Source organism: Salipiger pentaromativorans, from assembly GCF_024721115.1.
In the GTDB taxonomy this organism is placed as follows: Bacteria; Pseudomonadota; Alphaproteobacteria; order Rhodobacterales; family Rhodobacteraceae; genus Salipiger; species Salipiger pentaromativorans.
Window position 1 is genome coordinate 78,387 of record NZ_JAMDHK010000015.1, and the last position, 15,026, is coordinate 93,412.

The following is a 15,026-nucleotide window of genomic DNA, read 5'->3' on the forward strand; positions in this document are numbered from 1 at the left end:
TCAGGGCGAAACGTGACGATGGCGGGCCGATCGGGTTGCGGTGTCGGGCCGAAACCTTACAAGGGCTACCGCGCGGGGCGCGTGGTTCCCAGCATGAGGCTTGGGGCCAGCTCCCACCACTGAACGCCCGGAGTATTTCAATGATCCGCCATGTCGTATTCTTCACTGTTCCGAACGACGGCAACCTCGACACAGTCCGAAAGGGACTGCAGATCCTGACGCGGATTCCGTATGCGAAGCACCTCGAGATCGCTCTGAACCGCAAGACGGATCCGGCCAGCAAGGAGGTCGACGTGGTCGTCTACGGAGAGTTCGTGGATGACGCGGCGCTGGCCGCCTACAAGGCGCACGAGATCTACGCCGAATCCATCCGGCGCGTGAAACCCCTCCGCGAGATGCGCTTCGCGGTGGACTACGACACCTCTCAGGCCTTCGTAACGGCCGATGAAGAGGCCTGACCCCTCGAGGGTACCAGTAGAGACCAAGTCGGACGCTCACCGCCTCCTGCTGCGCGACGATTGGGCAGGCACCGAGATGCGGTTCACCGCACCTCGCGAGTTTATCTACGCCGACCATGTTGACGAGGTGCCACGGGCCTTGGACCGCATGGAACGCGTGCGGACCGCGGGCCAGTGGTGCGCGGCCTACGTGAGCTACGAGACAGGCTGTGGCCTTGATCCGCGCAATACAGTCCCTGCGCGCTGGAGGGACGTCCGCGTGACATCGACTGCGGGGCCATCGAATTCATAGATCCTTCTGGCCTGGTGCGCGGCAATGTCGCCATCCGTCCGCAACCTCGCCTTCCAAAAGGGCGATGAGGCCATTGTTAACGTGTGAGGCGGCATCCTGTTCGATTCCGAGGTCAGTTCGGAATACGACAATTCCCCCTGAGGTCGCGACTCGCGGCCGGAGCCGCACTGAAACCCTGGTCAGACGCTTAGACCTGGGATTGGGACCTCCAGCCTGCCGCAAATGTTAGCATATGCAATTAATGTGGCACGCTCCCTCAAGCTTGCCCTTACGTCATTCGCCTCGTAGATACCCTTCAGCCGACGCCCTCCGCGTACGGCCGCGCCCTTTGCGGCGGCCCGAAGTAACCTCAGGAACTCCGCTTTTGCTCGACCAGATCGCGTTGCGCGCCGAACTCGCCGATCACTACGATCTATCTCCGTCCACCGACATCGCCAAGGCAAATGCTGACATCTACGCCCGGATGGACCGTGTCGTGACGCCCCCCGACTGGGCGATCTATGCGCCCTATGTCGCGGCGATCAATCAGCTCAAGAAGGATCGCAACGCGGTCATCCTGGCGCATAACTACATGACGCCCGAGATCTATCACGGCATCGCGGACGTGGTCGGCGACAGCCTTCAGCTGGCGATCGAGGCGACGAAGGTGAAGGCCGACGTGATAGTGCAATGCGGCGTGCATTTCATGGCCGAGACGTCCAAGATCCTGAACCCTGCGAAGACGGTGCTGATCCCCGACATGGAGGCCGGCTGTTCGCTGGCCGAAAGCATCACCGCCGAGGGCATCGCGGAGATGCGCGCCAGGTATCCCGGCGCGCCTGTCGTCACCTATGTGAACACCACGGCCGAGGTAAAGGCGGCCTCCGACATCTGCTGCACCTCGTCCAACGCGGTGCAGATCGTGCGCGGGCTGGATGCGGAAACGGTGATCATGACGCCGGACAAATACCTGGCGCAGAACATCGCCAATCTGGTGCCCGAGAAGAACATCGTGTGGTGGGACGGCGCCTGCATCGTGCACGAACAATACACCGCGCAGGACCTGCGGGATTTCCGCGAATGGAACCCGGGCACCCGGATCATCGCGCATCCCGAATGCCCCCCCGACGTGGTGGCCGAGGCGGATTTTTCCGGCTCGACCAGCGGGATCATCGACTACGTGACACAGCAGAGGCCGGAAAAGGCGATGCTGGTGACCGAATGCTCCATGGCCTCCAACATTTCGGACGCGCTGCCGGATGTCGATTTCGTCGGCCCGTGCAACATGTGCCCCTACATGAAGAAGATCACGCTGGAAAAGGTGCTTTTGGTCGCTGCACACGATGGAAGGCGCGGTCGAGGTCGACACGGAGGTCGCCGACAGGGCCCGGATCGCGGTTCAGCGCATGATCGACCTTTCAGCCAAGATGGCCGGCTAGGGCGATGACCTCGATCGACACGGGTCGCATCCTGATCGTGGTCGCAGGGCTGGCGGCGCAATATGCCGCGCTGAAACTGGCCCCGCGTCCCGTGCTGATGATCTCTCCCGAGGATTTGGGGACCGGCGCGTCCTCTGCCTGGGCGCAGGGTGGCGTGGCGGCGGCGATGGATCCGGCGGACAGCGCCGATGCCCATGCCCGCGATACCGTGACCGCCGGCGCGGGCACCGTCGATCCGGGCGTGGCGACGTCGGTCACCGCCGAGGCGCGGGGTCATATCCTTGACCTGACCGGGCTGGGCACGCCGTTCGACCGAACCGCAGACGGCGGCTATGTGCTCTCGCGTGAGGCGGCGCACAGCTTTGCCCGCGTGGTGCGGGTGCGGGGCGATCAGGCCGGGACCGAGATCATGCGCGCCCTGACGGCACAGGTGCGCGGGGCCCGACATATCCAGGTGCTCGAAGGGGTTATGGCCACCGGGCTTGAGGTCTCGGACGGCCGCGTCACCGGCGTGGCCGTCGCCCGCTGCGATCAGGGGCAAAGCGCAAGCGTCACCCTGCGCGGCGCTGCCGTGCTGCTGGCCGGGGGCGGATCGGGCGGACTTTATGCGCTGACGACCAACCCGCCGCGCATCCGGGGCCAGGTCATCGGCATGGCCGCCCGCGCCGGCGCACAGATCGCCGATGCGGAATTCGTGCAGTTTCATCCCACTGCCATTGCCTGCGGCATCGACCCCGCCCCCTGGCGACCGAGGCGCTGCGCGGCGAGGGGGCGGTGCTGGTGGACCGCGATGGCCACCGTTTCATGACCCGGGCGCATGCCGATGGCGAACTGGCCCCGCGCGACATCGTGGCCCGCGCCGTCTATGCCCAGACGCAGGCAGGGCTGGCCCCGGCGCTGGACACCCGCGCGGCATTGGGCGCGAAGATCCTGACGGAGTTCCCCGCCGTCGCCGCCGCCTGCCAGCAGGCCGGGCTGGACCCAGTGACCCAGGTGATCCCCGTGGCCGCCGCCGCGCATTACCACATGGGCGGCGTGGCGACGGATGCCCGCGGGGCCAGCACCCTGCCCGGCCTTTGGGCCTGTGGAGAGGTCGCCTCGACCGGGTTGCATGGTGCGAACCGTCTGGCCTCGAACGGGTTGCTCGAGGCGCTGGTCTATGGTCGCCGCTGCGCGCTGGCGATTGACGCCACGCTGCCTGCGCCCATGGATGTCGCGCCCGTCACCCTGCCCGACCTTCCCCCGGCAGAAACCCCCGAGCCCGCGCTGGTCACACGGCTGCGGCAAGCGATGACCGATGGCGCAGGCGTGATCCGCACGGCAGACGGCCTGACCCGGACGCTGACCGACATCGCCGACATAGAAGCGGCGCAGCCGGATTGCGACGCGCTTCTCAATATGACCGCCACCGCCACCCTGATCGCCGCCGCCGCGCTGAAGCGCCGCGAAAGCTGGGGCGCGCATTTCCGCTCGGACTTTCCCAAGCCCGACGGCGCAACCGGCACCCGCTCGCTGATGACCCTGAACGACGCGCTGACGATCCGCGACACACTGACCCGAAAGGAACCAGCATGAGCCCCCGTGCAAAATCGGCCCCCCTGCCCGACCTGATCCTTGAACCGCTCGTCCGTGCCGCGCTGATGGAGGATCTGGGCACCTATGGCGACATCACCACCCGCACGGTCATTCCGGCCGGAACCACTTATGCGGCACGTCTGAATGCCCGCGACGCCGGCGTCGTCTCGGGCCTGCAGATTGCCGCGCTGGCGTTCCGGCTCGTCGATCCCGCGCTGAAGATCATCGCGCACAAGTCAGACGGCGACGTGATCGCGCCGGGCGACCTGCTGATGGAGATCAAAGGCGACGCGGCCTCGATCCTGTCGGGCGAGAGGGTCGCGCTGAACTTTGCCGGACGCATGTCGGGGATCGCAACGCTGACCGCGGCCTTCGTGGCGGAAACGCGCGGCACCGACACCCGCGTGACCTGCACCCGCAAGACCACGCCGGGGTTGCGCATCGTGGAAAAGCAGGCCGTGCTGCATGGCGGCGGGTTCAACCACCGCTTCAGCCTGTCCGACGCGATCCTGATCAAGGACAACCACATCGCCGCCGCCGGCGGCGTCCGCCCGGTGCTGCAGTCGGTCAAGGCACAGGCGTCCCACATGATCCGCTGCGAGATCGAGGTCGACCGGCTGGACCAACTGGCCGAGGTGCTGGACGAGGGCGGCGCAGACGTTGTTCTGCTGGACAACATGGACACGGAAAAGCTTTCGAAGGCGGTGGAAATGACCGCCCGCCAGGTGGTGCTGGAGGCCTCGGGCAACATGAAGCTGGACCGCATCGCCGAGGTCGCGGCGACAGGCGTGGACTATATTTCGTCCGGGGCGCTGACCCATTCGGCGCGGGTGCTGGACTTCGGACTGGACTTCTGAGCCCACAACCCACCACGCACATGTATGACGTTTTCTCATGTTCAAACGCAATAATATTACGCCTCGCTTGCGAAATAACGTCGAACCGGGTAACCCCACGGAAGCCTGTCTGAGGAGGACCGACATGAGCCAATCCGCCCCGCAACGCAGCCTCACCGCCTCCGACATCCGTGCGCGCAAGGGGGCCGATCCGCTGGTCTGCCTGACCGCCTATACGACCCCCGTGGCACAGCTGGCGGACGCGGACTGCGATCTGGTTCTGGTCGGTGACAGTGTCGGCATGGTGCTGCACGGGCTGCCCTCGACCCTCGGCGTGACGATGGAGATGATGGTGCTGCACGGCCGCGCCGTCGCCCGTGGCCTCAGCCGCGCGCTGATGGTCGTCGACATGCCCTTCGGCAGCTATGAGGAAAGCCCGGCCCAGGCCTTTCGCAATGCCGCCAAACTGATGGCGGAAACCGGGGCCGGCGCGGTCAAGCTGGAAGGCGGCGCGCATATGGAAGAGACGGTCCGCTTTATCGTGGATCGCGGCATCCCCGTCATGGCCCATATCGGCCTGACGCCACAGGCGGTAAACGCGCTAGGCGGCTATAAGGTGCAGGGACGCGGCGCGGATGCGGACCGGATCCTGGAAGACGCCCATGCGGTGACCCGCGCCGGGGCGTTCTCGGTCGTGCTGGAAAAGGTGCCCGCCGCTCTGGCGGATCAGATCACCGCGGGTATCGACATTCCCACGGTCGGCATCGGGGCCTCTTCAGGCTGTGACGGACAGATCCTGGTGATCGACGACATGCTCGGCCTTTTCGATGCCTTCAAGCCGAAGTTCGTCAAGCGCTATGGCGATCTTGCCAGCGACGCCCGCACCGCCATCCGCACCTACGCCCAGGAGGTCCGCGCCCGCAGCTTCCCCGCCCCTGAACATGTCTTTTCGCAGGAGGAACCAGGCACATGTTGATCATCCGGACCAAGGCCGAGCTGCGCGCCATGACCCAAGACTGGCGCCGCGCCGGAGAGAGCATCGGCGTCGTGCCGACCATGGGCGCGCTGCACGCCGGTCACCTCAGCCTTGTCGACCGCGCCTGCGCCGAGAATGACCGGGTGATCGTGACGCTTTTCGTGAACCCCAAGCAGTTCAACAACCCCGAGGATCTGGCGAAATATCCCAGAACGGAACACAGCGATGCGGAAAAGCTGACGCCTCACGGCGCGGATGTCCTTTATGTGCCCGATGGGACGCAGATGTACCCCGAAGGCTTTGCGACCACGATTTCCGTGGCCAGCGTCAGCGAAGGGCTCTGCGGGGGGGCGCGGCCGGGGCATTTCGACGGGGTGGCGACGGTGGTGACCAAGCTGTTCCTGCAGTGCGATGCCGACCGGGCATATTTCGGTGAAAAGGATTACCAGCAACTGCAGGTGGTGACCCGGCTGGCCGAGGATCTGGATCTGAAGACCGAGATCGTCGGCTGTCCGACCGTGCGCGAGGACGACGGCCTCGCCATGTCGTCGCGCAACCTCCGGCTCGGGCCCGGGCCACGCGAAATTGCGCCGGTGATCGCCCAGGTCCTGGACGACGCCGCGCGTGTCATCTCCCGCGGCGGACAAGTCGCGCAGGCCCTCGATAACGCCAGGGCGGCGCTGCTCACTGCCGGGTTCGACACGATCGACTACCTGGAGTTGCGCAGCGATCCCGACCTCAAGCTGATGAACAGGGCAGACCGCCCCGGTCGCCTCTTCCTGGCCGCCTGGCTCGATGGCGTGCGCCTGATCGACAATGTCCCTGTCGCGGGTCTCGCAAGCGTCCCGGCGCCCGAAGATCACCCGCTCGAGCCGGCCTGACCCGGGCCGCCGCCTCTCAGTCCTGGGCTCGCAAACCGGACCGCGCGAGGGCGGCGATGAGATCCGTCCTGGTGACGATGCCGACAATCCGGCCCTTTTCAAGGACCGGCACCGCATCGACATCACCATCGGCCATCATCGGCAGGAGCACTCCGACCGGAGTCGCCGGTACCGCCCGAGGCCCGGCGACGCTCATGATGTCCTTGGCTCGGACCGGCTGCGTACGATCCTGGTCGATCAGGCGCCGAAACGCCGCGAGATAGCCACGGTCGAGCCGAAGCGCATCCTCGCGCGCTCGGTCGATCAGGTGAATCTGGAAGATCACGCCAAGATAATGCCCCTCGACCCCGGTCACCGGAAGCGATGTGAAGCGATGATGTCTGAACAGGTCCGCAATCTTTGACAGCGGAGTGTCTGGGCCAATGGTCACCAGATTACGCGACATGACGTCGGTCGCGAGAAGCGGACCTGTCCGGTGCGCGGCGGCCTGCAACTCGGCCGCGCCGATCAACCGCGCCAGGTCTTCGACACCCAGATTGAACGACTGGCGATACCGGTCCAGCAGCTCTTTCAGTTCTTCTCGGGACAGCCCGATGCGCTTGGCGGGATCGGGATCTTCGGTGCGGTGGCGACTTGGCTCATCGAACTGGCGGAATGGATATCTGCGCCCCGTGAGCCGGGCGTAGATCGCAGCACAGACGACCAGCGCGAGGGTGCCTGTGGCGACGGGCGCGATCGCGAACCAGAGTCCAAGTCGCTCGACCGCCTCCGGGCTCATCGCCGCTGTCATGGCGACCGCACCCGCCGGGGGATGGATCGCGCGACACAGGATGCCGACCGTAATCGTCAGCCCGACCGCAAGGGCGATCCGCAGGACAGGGTCAGCGACCGCGGAACAGACCACCACACCGACCAGTGCCGCGAGAGTGTTGCCCACCACCGCCGACCACGGCTGCGCCAACGGGCTGTTGGGCATTGCGAACAGCAGAACCGACGTCGCACCGAACGGGGCAATCAGGTAAAGGCCGAGCGTCAGGTCGACCACGGGCGACAACAGGAATGCGCCCGTCACCCCAAGCCCGATCAGGGCGCCGATCCCGGCGCGAAGGGCCTCGGCTGGCGAGGGGCGGCCAATAACCGGGCCAAGCGAACGGAACAGGGACTCCATGACTGCTGCCTTGTCTGTTTTGCCTAAAGTTTCAGCAAGCGACGGCAGGCGCAAGCACATCCGCCCGGCATTGAACCGGGCGCTCAGCCTGATAAGCTGCCGCTCACCTAGGGGTGTCCCGACAAGGGGCTGAGATATCGCTGGCGATTGCAGCGCGGTGACCCTTTGAACCTGATCCGGATCATGCCGGCGAAGGGACAGGATCGCAGCGCTCTCTTGCCCTTGCCGGCCTCAGCATGACGAGGCCGCCTTGCCATATCAACCGACAGACCCACGCCCGATCCCGGCGGCCATCGCCGTAGTCGTGCGCGACACCCAGGTGCTTCTCGTGCGTCGCGCCAATCCGCCCGATGCGGGCCTTTGGGGATTTCCCGGCGGTAGGATTGACCCGGGCGAACCCCTGTTCGACGCAGCCATCCGCGAACTGGCCGAGGAGACCGGCGTTTCCGCAGACCCGCTGCGGGTGATCACGGCGCTCGACGCCTTTGATCACGACGGCACCGGCACCTTGCGCCGCCATTTCATCCTGGTCGCCGTCCTGTGCCGCTGGACCGCCGGAGACCCGATTGCCGCAGATGACGCGCTCGAGGCCCGCTGGATCGAGATCACGGCGCTGAAGGAAGGCCACCTCGCGCTCAGCCGCGATGTGGCCGAGCTTGCGGATCACGCGGCCGCCCTGATGGCAGAGGTGCCGGCATGATCCCCAATGTTCTGAGCATTGCAGGCACCGATCCCTCGGGCGGCGCGGGTATTCAGGCCGATATCAAGACCTTCTCCGCGCTTGGCACCTATGCCTGTTCGGTCGTCATCGCCGTGGTTGCGCAGAACACCTGCGGCGTGCGGTCGTTTCAGGCGCTCGATCCCGCTTTCGTGGCCGACCAGATCGACGCGGTCTTCGACGACGTGCGCATCGACGCGGTGAAGATCGGCATGATCGCCAACGCCGGGATCGCCCGCGCGGTGTCCGACCGGCTGCGCCATCACGCGGCGCGCAACATCGTGCTGGACCCGGTGATGGTGGCGAAAAGCGGTCATGCCCTTCTGGACCCGCCGGCGGTTTCGGCACTGCGCGAGGCGCTGGTGCCTCTGGCAGCAGTCATCACACCGAACCTGCCCGAGGCCGCCGTCCTGCTGAACCGTCCCGACGACTGGACCGCCGTGACCATGACCGCCGCCCTGCCTGAACTCCTGTCTCTCGGGTCCGACTACGTTCTGCTCAAGGGCGGGCACCTGTCGGGCGCGGACAGTACCGACCTGCTGGCCGGCCCCGAAGGTACGCAGACGCTGCGCGCGCCCCGTATCACCACGACCAACGATCACGGCACGGGCTGTACCTTGTCCTCGGCCATTGCCGCGCTGTTGCCCTATCACGACATGCCCGGGGCCGTGACCCGCGCCAAGGCTTATCTGCATGCCGCGCTGGCCCAAAGCGATGCACTGGGCGTGGGCCACGGGCACGGGCCGGTGCATCATTTCCACGCGCTCTGGGCGTCAGACGGTTAGCGCGTCGATCCTGTCCCTGAGGGCGCGGGCGGCGGCCTCGGGGTCGGGCTGGCCGCAGATGGCGGAAACCACGGCGACGCCCTGCGCGCCGGCCTTCAGGACCTGCGCCACGTGCTCGGCCTTCAGCCCACCGATCGCCACGGCGGGCACCGGGCTGGCCGCAACCTGCGCCGCCAGCCCTTCGAAACCCACAGGGACCTTGTGATCCAGCTTGGAAGGCGTGGCAAAGACCGGCCCCGCACCGATGTAGTCGATCAGCGCCGGATCGACGGCGGCGGCCAGCACGGGTGTCTCGACCGACAGGCCCAGCACCATCGCCGGACCGATCCGGGCGCGGGCCTCGGTCACGGCCATGTCCCCCTGCCCGATGTGCAGCCCGTCCGCACCAATCGCAACGGCGGCCTCCACGTCGTCGTTCACGATCAGCACCGCGCCGGTTCCGGCCAGCGCCGCCGTAAGTGCCCGGCCCGTCTCGATCATCCGCGCGGTGCCTGCCGCCTTGTCGCGCAGTTGCACCACCGTCGCCCCGCCCGCCACAGCGGCGCGGGCCGTGGCGATCACGCCGACCCCGGCGCAGAGGCCGGGATCGAGCACGAGGTAAAGCGAGAGGTCGGGGCAACACCTCACGCGAGCACCGCCGCATCGCGGATCGCCGCCCGCGCCAGCGCCTCCGGCGTGACCGCAGCCAGAGCATCGAGGAACAGTGGCGCAAAGCTTCCCGGCCCTGCCGCGCCTTCACCCGCCTTCGCCCCGGCTACGGCGAAATGCGCCAGCGCCGCGACGGTGGCGTCAAAGGCGTCGTCGGCCACCGCAGCATAGGCCCCGCAAAGGCAGGTCAGCGAACAGCCCAGGGCGGTGTTCATCGGCATGAAAGGCGAACCACCCTCGACCCGCACTGCGCGGGTGCCGTCGGTGACATAATCGACCTCGCCCGTCACCGCGACAACCGCACCGCTGGAGCGCGCCAGCCGACGCGCCCCCTCTTCCGCCGCCGCGACTGGATCACGCCCGTCGACGCCCTGCCCCCGGCTGGCTTCCCCGGCGAGCGACAGGATTTCCGAGGCATTGCCCCGGATGATCGTCGGGCGTTCGGCCACCAGCGCCTGAACGACCTCGCGCCGATAGGCCGTCGCCTGGCAGGCCACCGGATCCAGCACCCAGGGCCGCCCCGCGCCCCGCGCCCCCCGGATCGCTGCCTGCATTCCGGCGACGAAGGGCGGCGACAGGGTGCCGATGTTCACGGTCACGGCTCCGGCAATCCCGGCGAATTCCTCGGCCTCTTCCACGTCCGAAACCATGGCGGGGCTGGCCCCCGCTGCAAGCATCACATTTGCGGCGATGTTCATGGCGACGTAGTTGGTGACGCACTGCACCAGCGGCGGCGTGGCGCGCAGCGCGGTCAGAAGGGTGTTCGGTGCCTGGCTCATGCCTTGTCCTCCAGTGGGATATAAAGCGCTCCGCCGTCGCGGAATTTCTCGGCCATGCGCGCCATGCCGTCCTTCTGCGCTTCGGCGCGGATATCGTGAGAAATCCGCATGGAGCAGAATTTCGGCCCGCACATGGAGCAGAAATGCGCGACCTTATGGGCCTCCTTCGGCAGGGTTTCGTCATGCATCGAACGCGCAGTTTCGGGATCGAGCGAAAGGTTGAACTGGTCTTCCCACCTGAATTCGAACCGCGCGCGGCTGAGCGCGTCGTCGCGGATCTGCGCCGCCGGATGCCCCTTGGCCAGGTCCGCCGCATGGGCCGCGATCTTGTAGGTGATGACCCCCACCTTCACGTCGTCGCGGTCGGGCAGGCCGAGGTGTTCTTTGGGGGTGACGTAGCAGAGCATCGCGGTGCCGAACCAGCCGATCATCGCAGCACCTATGCCGCTGGTGATGTGATCGTAGCCCGGCGCGATATCCGTGGTGAGCGGCCCAAGCGTATAGAACGGCGCCTCGCCGCATTCGCGCAACTGCTTGTCCATGTTCTCCTTGATCTTGTGCATCGGCACATGGCCCGGCCCCTCGATCATAACCTGGCAATCCCTGGCCCAGGCGATCTGGGTCAGTTCGCCCAGCGTCTCCAGTTCGGCGAACTGCGCGCGGTCGTTGGCATCGGCGATCGAGCCGGGGCGCAGCCCGTCACCCAGCGAGAACGACACGTCATAGGCCCGCGCGATGTCGCAAATCTCGTCGAAATGCTCGTAGAGAAAGCTCTCCCGGTGATGATGCAGGCACCACTTGGCCATGATCGAGCCGCCACGCGAGACGATCCCCGTCACCCGGTCCACCGTCATCGGGATCATGTGCAGCCGCACGCCGGCGTGGATGGTGAAATAGTCCACCCCCTGCTCGGCCTGTTCGATCAGCGTGTCGCGGAACACCTCCCAGCTCAGGTCCTCGGCGATGCCGCCCACCTTCTCCAGCGCCTGATAGAGCGGCACGGTGCCGATGGGCACCGGGGAGTTGCGGATGATCCAGTCGCGGATGTTGTGGATGTTGCGGCCCGTGGAGAGATCCATCACCGTATCGGCGCCCCAGCGGGTGGCCCAGACCATTTTCTCCACCTCCTCGGCCATCGACGAGGTGACGGCGGAATTGCCGATATTGGCGTTGATCTTCACAAGGAAATTGCGGCCGATCGCCATCGGCTCGGCCTCGGGGTGGTTGATGTTGGCGGGGATGATCGCCCGGCCCTTCGCCACCTCGTCGCGCACGAATTCGGGTGTGATGAAATCGGGGATTTCCGCGCCGAAGCTTTCGCCATCCCGCGCCAGCGCCTCTTTCGCCGCCGCGCGCCCGAGGTTCTCGCGGATCGCGACGAACTCCATCTCGGGGGTGACGATCCCGGCGCGGGCATAGGCCATCTGCGTGACCGCCCTGCCCTCCGTCGCCCGGCGCGGGGCATGGCGCACCGGAAATTCCGGGGTCAGGCGCGTGCCTTCGGCAAACCCGTTATCTTCGGGTTTCACATGGCGCCCCGTGTAGCTTTCGGTATCGCCGCGCGCCGCGACCCAGCTTTCACGCAGGCGCGCAAGCCCTTGGTCGATGGCGATCTCTGCGTCGGGGTCGGTATAGGGGCCGGAGCTGTCATAGACGGTGACGGGCAGTTCTCCCGCCGTCGGGTGCAGGTCGATCTCGCGCATGGGCACGCGGATATCGGGATGCCGCACGCCTGCATGCCAGACGCGGCGCGAAGCGGGCAGCGGGCCCGTGGTAACGGTTGGGGACAGGTCTTTCATCGGTCGGAGCCTCCGGTGCTCTAGGCGTTGGAGACCCAGTTCCGCGTCGAATGGAGAAGGCCCGCGTGGGAGACGTCTGAGGACGTTTCGGGCAAAGCCCGCGCAGCCGGTGCACCATCCCTACGCCAGTGTGAACTGGATCAGGTTCATCGGGTCACTGCGCTGCATGCGCCAGCAGTATCTCAGCCCCTTGTCGGGACCCCCCGGGTGAGTGCCCGCAGGCTGTTCTGGGCGCGCGCAAATGTCAACGCATGATAAGGCGGGCCATTATTGTGACCTGTACGCGGCGAGCGACGCAGTGCTCAAAACGATCTCAGAGTGAGCCGGACACCGGTGATATCGCGCTGCAACTTCGCGCGATGGACAACAAATTCCACGACTGATCCCAAGGCAAACAATGTCAGGCAATCCTGCGCTACTTGTCACGCAAATTCATGCGAAACGTTTTCTCGATGCGGCTCACATCAGAATGCTCGACACCCGCCCGTTCAGCGAACTCGTGCCACTGCGCGACCGCGCCCACGATTTCCTCAATAGCTTGGTTCGCCCTGTTGGATTTCAGCCCCACGTTCGAAGCAAAAACCATGAGGTCGCCATGAGTGAAATCGTTTCGCTTTCCGGCCAGGCTCATTTGATGGTCGCGCGTCCATGAGCCAGAGGGATTGTAGGAATAGGCCACGTCATAGGCTGGGGACAGTCGCCAAGCGCCGGACCGGTCCATGAGGAAGGAGATATTCTTGACGTGGTCATCTTGGTTGCGAGCGACAACGTTGAAGACAGCGCGCTTGTATTGTTGCTCCACCACATCCATTCCGAGCCCAAGATCCCTGATCGTCATGATGGCCTGCTCGTAGGAATAAGAGGCCGGGTCATTGAAGTCGAAATGCTGCATCGCGCCGAGCGATTGCATGTGGACCTTTCGCCCTCGTTCGTCGCGGTCGAACCGACGTGTCATGAAATGGCTTCGTCCGCCTTCATGGTGAAGCCTGCATTCTGACATGTCGATGCCCGCCGCCGTCGCCATCAAGTAGTATGCGTACTCGATTTTTCCGAAGCCTTGGGGATCGGCAAGCTCCTTATCTCGATTGTTGGACACACCGTCGAACTTCAAGAGCCAGTGCTCATATCCCTCGTCGACTTTAACTTGCCCTGACCTGAACTCCCCGGTGTCTCTGTTCCAGGCAAGCACCGCCTTCGCGCGCGCGCCACCCGCCGAAGTCCCGACGCTCAAAATATCTTCCAGCGCCCCTGCGTCATCCTCGCCTCCGAGCCTGCCGGCAAGGTCCTCGCGCTCGCTTAAGACCCTGTTAGCCAGATCCACCAACTGGGCCATTTCCAGCTTTTTGGACCGGGTCGCCTTGCGGACCGTTGGCTCGAACTCCAGCGCCCCGATTCCGCGGTTGCCGATGTAGCATAATCGATCTACTGGGCTGAACCGGCCCGCGCTTCGCCCCGTTTCTGCGAGCCATGCATCAATCAACCTGTTGCCGAACTTGTCTGGCAACGCGTCGGCCAACATGCCGGGTAGCCCTTTGAACGTTTCCTTCGGAAGAGCAGGAAACTCGTAGGGGGCTTCCCGTACTGGCATTTTCAAAGGCGCGACCTCAATACCCGCGCCCACAAAGGCCGGGTCGTATTGAAAGATGCCGAGTGCGCGTGTTTCATCCCAACTTACGGCACCGATGCGCCGACCCCACAATACTACGCTCGCGTCAGTCATCTACTTCGTCACCCCAGGTCCATGATGATTTTTTGTGTTGTTCCGATCCAGGACTCGCTCTCCTTCGTTCCTTCCCCTTCTGTGAGACGCGTTCAATTGGCCTGATCTCTCCCTCTGGCAACACAGAGAGTAGCGCATGCTCCAAATCGAGCGCAGCGGCGACGCGAAGAAAGGTGTCCAGTGTGGAAGGATCCCCAGCCTCAAGGCGACGCAGGGTGCGCACTCCGATGCCCGCCTTCTCGGCGAGATCAGTTTGCGTTACGTTGCGCGCGAGGCGCAGACGCGCAAGACGTTGCCCGATTTCATGTTCGATTTGTTGTGACGTCGCCATTGCTTCTCTAAAGGCCAAACGTTGCCGATTAAGCTAGTTAACTTGCCGTAGCCGGTCACATATGGCCCTTTGTAGACTACTTTGTCAACAGGTCTCAAGTGGCCTCTTGTGGCGCCGGATTGCCATCAAGCGGCCGCATGCGGCCTTTTAATGACGATTTCTGACTTCGCACTGGTGAATTGTTGGGGAATGGACCCAAGCGAACCCAAGGTCTCTCCTGCGGAAACCGCGAACCGCATCGAGGTGCTGCCAGCTCATTTAGCCAAACTCCACATGCCCATAGCAGGCGTGATGGCAGCACCGGAAGGCCCGAGTTCATTGCAACAACGCTTCACGGCAGTTCAAAAGCCCATTGCACCCAACTTATCCGTTGCGTACTTGGCCACAACATAAAAGTTGGGTATATTGAGGCATGACCATGAACGGAATCATCCTGAACGAAAAGGAAGCACGGGAAGCGCGCGCGCGGATTTCTCGTCTCTCCGAGGCACTTCACTCGGAGCACGCGATGGAGCCGGTCGTGGCCGGTCTGCCGCCTGAGGTGGTTTCTCTAGTCTCGCGAATGATGAAGGCCGAACGCGAGCGCCTGACCCAAGCAGTCGAGGCTTATGAAGTGGCCAAGGAAACACAAAAGCCCACAGC

General features: G+C 65.0%; 14 protein-coding genes, 2 pseudogenes and 2 riboswitches. Of the genes and pseudogenes, 10 read left to right on the forward strand and 6 right to left on the reverse strand.

Annotation, left to right across the window (positions count from 1 at the left end; all coding sequences use genetic code 11):
* Positions 1-140: 140 nt before the first annotated feature.
* From M4578_RS19435 to panC, 6 genes and pseudogenes are all read left to right on the forward strand, one after another.
* Positions 141-458 (forward strand): Dabb family protein, encoded by a 318-nt coding sequence (locus M4578_RS19435; protein ID WP_258094924.1) that lies wholly within the window; start codon positions 141-143, stop codon positions 456-458.
* Positions 459-1,114: 656 nt separating this feature from the next.
* Positions 1,115-2,168: pseudogene (gene nadA / locus M4578_RS19440) on the forward strand (quinolinate synthase NadA).
* Positions 2,169-2,172: 4 nt separating this feature from the next.
* Positions 2,173-3,743, forward strand: a pseudogene (locus M4578_RS19445) (L-aspartate oxidase).
* Positions 3,740-4,600 carry a carboxylating nicotinate-nucleotide diphosphorylase gene (gene nadC / locus M4578_RS19450; protein WP_258094925.1) on the forward strand — a complete coding sequence of 287 codons (861 nt, stop codon included), beginning with the start codon at positions 3,740-3,742 and terminating at the stop codon, positions 4,598-4,600. Before M4578_RS19445 ends, nadC begins: the two are co-directional and overlap by 4 nt.
* Positions 4,601-4,724: 124 nt before the next feature.
* Positions 4,725-5,555, forward strand: coding sequence for a 3-methyl-2-oxobutanoate hydroxymethyltransferase (gene panB, locus M4578_RS19455; protein ID WP_258094926.1), 831 nt, complete (start codon positions 4,725-4,727; stop codon positions 5,553-5,555).
* Positions 5,549-6,436, forward strand: coding sequence for a pantoate--beta-alanine ligase (gene panC, locus M4578_RS19460; protein ID WP_258094927.1), 888 nt, complete (start codon positions 5,549-5,551; stop codon positions 6,434-6,436). The genes panB and panC overlap by 7 nt, the downstream gene beginning before the upstream one ends.
* A gap of 16 nt (positions 6,437-6,452) precedes the next feature.
* Here the strand turns inward: panC and M4578_RS19465 are convergent, their stop codons facing one another.
* The gene (locus M4578_RS19465; RefSeq protein ID WP_036562978.1) at positions 6,453-7,604 is read right to left on the reverse strand and encodes an HPP family protein; all 1,152 of its coding nucleotides are present in this window, start codon (positions 7,602-7,604) and stop codon (positions 6,453-6,455) included.
* Positions 7,605-7,703: 99 nt separating this feature from the next.
* Positions 7,704-7,820: riboswitch (TPP riboswitch) on the forward strand.
* A 34-nt stretch (positions 7,821-7,854) separates the two neighbouring features.
* Here M4578_RS19465 and M4578_RS19470 point away from each other — a divergent pair.
* Positions 7,855-8,304, forward strand: coding sequence for an NUDIX hydrolase (locus tag M4578_RS19470; RefSeq protein WP_036562981.1), 450 nt, complete (start codon positions 7,855-7,857; stop codon positions 8,302-8,304).
* The gene (thiD, locus tag M4578_RS19475) at positions 8,301-9,107 is read left to right on the forward strand and encodes a bifunctional hydroxymethylpyrimidine kinase/phosphomethylpyrimidine kinase (protein WP_036562985.1); all 807 of its coding nucleotides are present in this window, start codon (positions 8,301-8,303) and stop codon (positions 9,105-9,107) included. The genes M4578_RS19470 and thiD overlap by 4 nt, the downstream gene beginning before the upstream one ends.
* Here thiD and thiE read toward each other — a convergent pair.
* From thiE to M4578_RS25810, 5 genes are all read right to left on the reverse strand, one after another.
* Positions 9,096-9,734, reverse strand: a complete 639-nt coding sequence (gene thiE, locus M4578_RS19480; RefSeq protein ID WP_036562988.1) for a thiamine phosphate synthase — start codon at positions 9,732-9,734, stop codon at positions 9,096-9,098. The genes thiD and thiE overlap by 12 nt on opposite strands.
* The gene (gene thiM / locus M4578_RS19485; RefSeq protein WP_036562991.1) at positions 9,731-10,534 is read right to left on the reverse strand and encodes a hydroxyethylthiazole kinase; all 804 of its coding nucleotides are present in this window, start codon (positions 10,532-10,534) and stop codon (positions 9,731-9,733) included. Before thiM ends, thiE begins: the two co-directional genes overlap by 4 nt.
* The gene (thiC, locus tag M4578_RS19490) at positions 10,531-12,333 is read right to left on the reverse strand and encodes a phosphomethylpyrimidine synthase ThiC (protein WP_258094928.1); all 1,803 of its coding nucleotides are present in this window, start codon (positions 12,331-12,333) and stop codon (positions 10,531-10,533) included. Before thiC ends, thiM begins: the two co-directional genes overlap by 4 nt.
* Before the next feature lie 99 nt (positions 12,334-12,432).
* A riboswitch (TPP riboswitch) is annotated at positions 12,433-12,549 on the reverse strand.
* Between the two features lie 199 nt (positions 12,550-12,748).
* Entirely contained in the window at positions 12,749-14,053 is a 1,305-nt protein-coding gene (locus tag M4578_RS19495) for a type II toxin-antitoxin system HipA family toxin (RefSeq protein WP_028288497.1), read from the reverse strand.
* Positions 14,046-14,384, reverse strand: a complete 339-nt coding sequence (locus M4578_RS25810; protein WP_081894020.1) for a helix-turn-helix domain-containing protein — start codon at positions 14,382-14,384, stop codon at positions 14,046-14,048. Before M4578_RS25810 ends, M4578_RS19495 begins: the two co-directional genes overlap by 8 nt.
* 150 nt (positions 14,385-14,534) lie before the next feature.
* Here M4578_RS25810 and M4578_RS19505 point away from each other — a divergent pair, with 150 nt between their 5' ends.
* Positions 14,535-14,777, forward strand: coding sequence for a hypothetical protein (locus M4578_RS19505; protein WP_188781534.1), 243 nt, complete (start codon positions 14,535-14,537; stop codon positions 14,775-14,777).
* Between the two features lie 25 nt (positions 14,778-14,802).
* Positions 14,803-15,026: hypothetical protein (locus tag M4578_RS19510; RefSeq protein ID WP_258094929.1), on the forward strand; the 224-nt coding region annotated here is incomplete at its 3' end.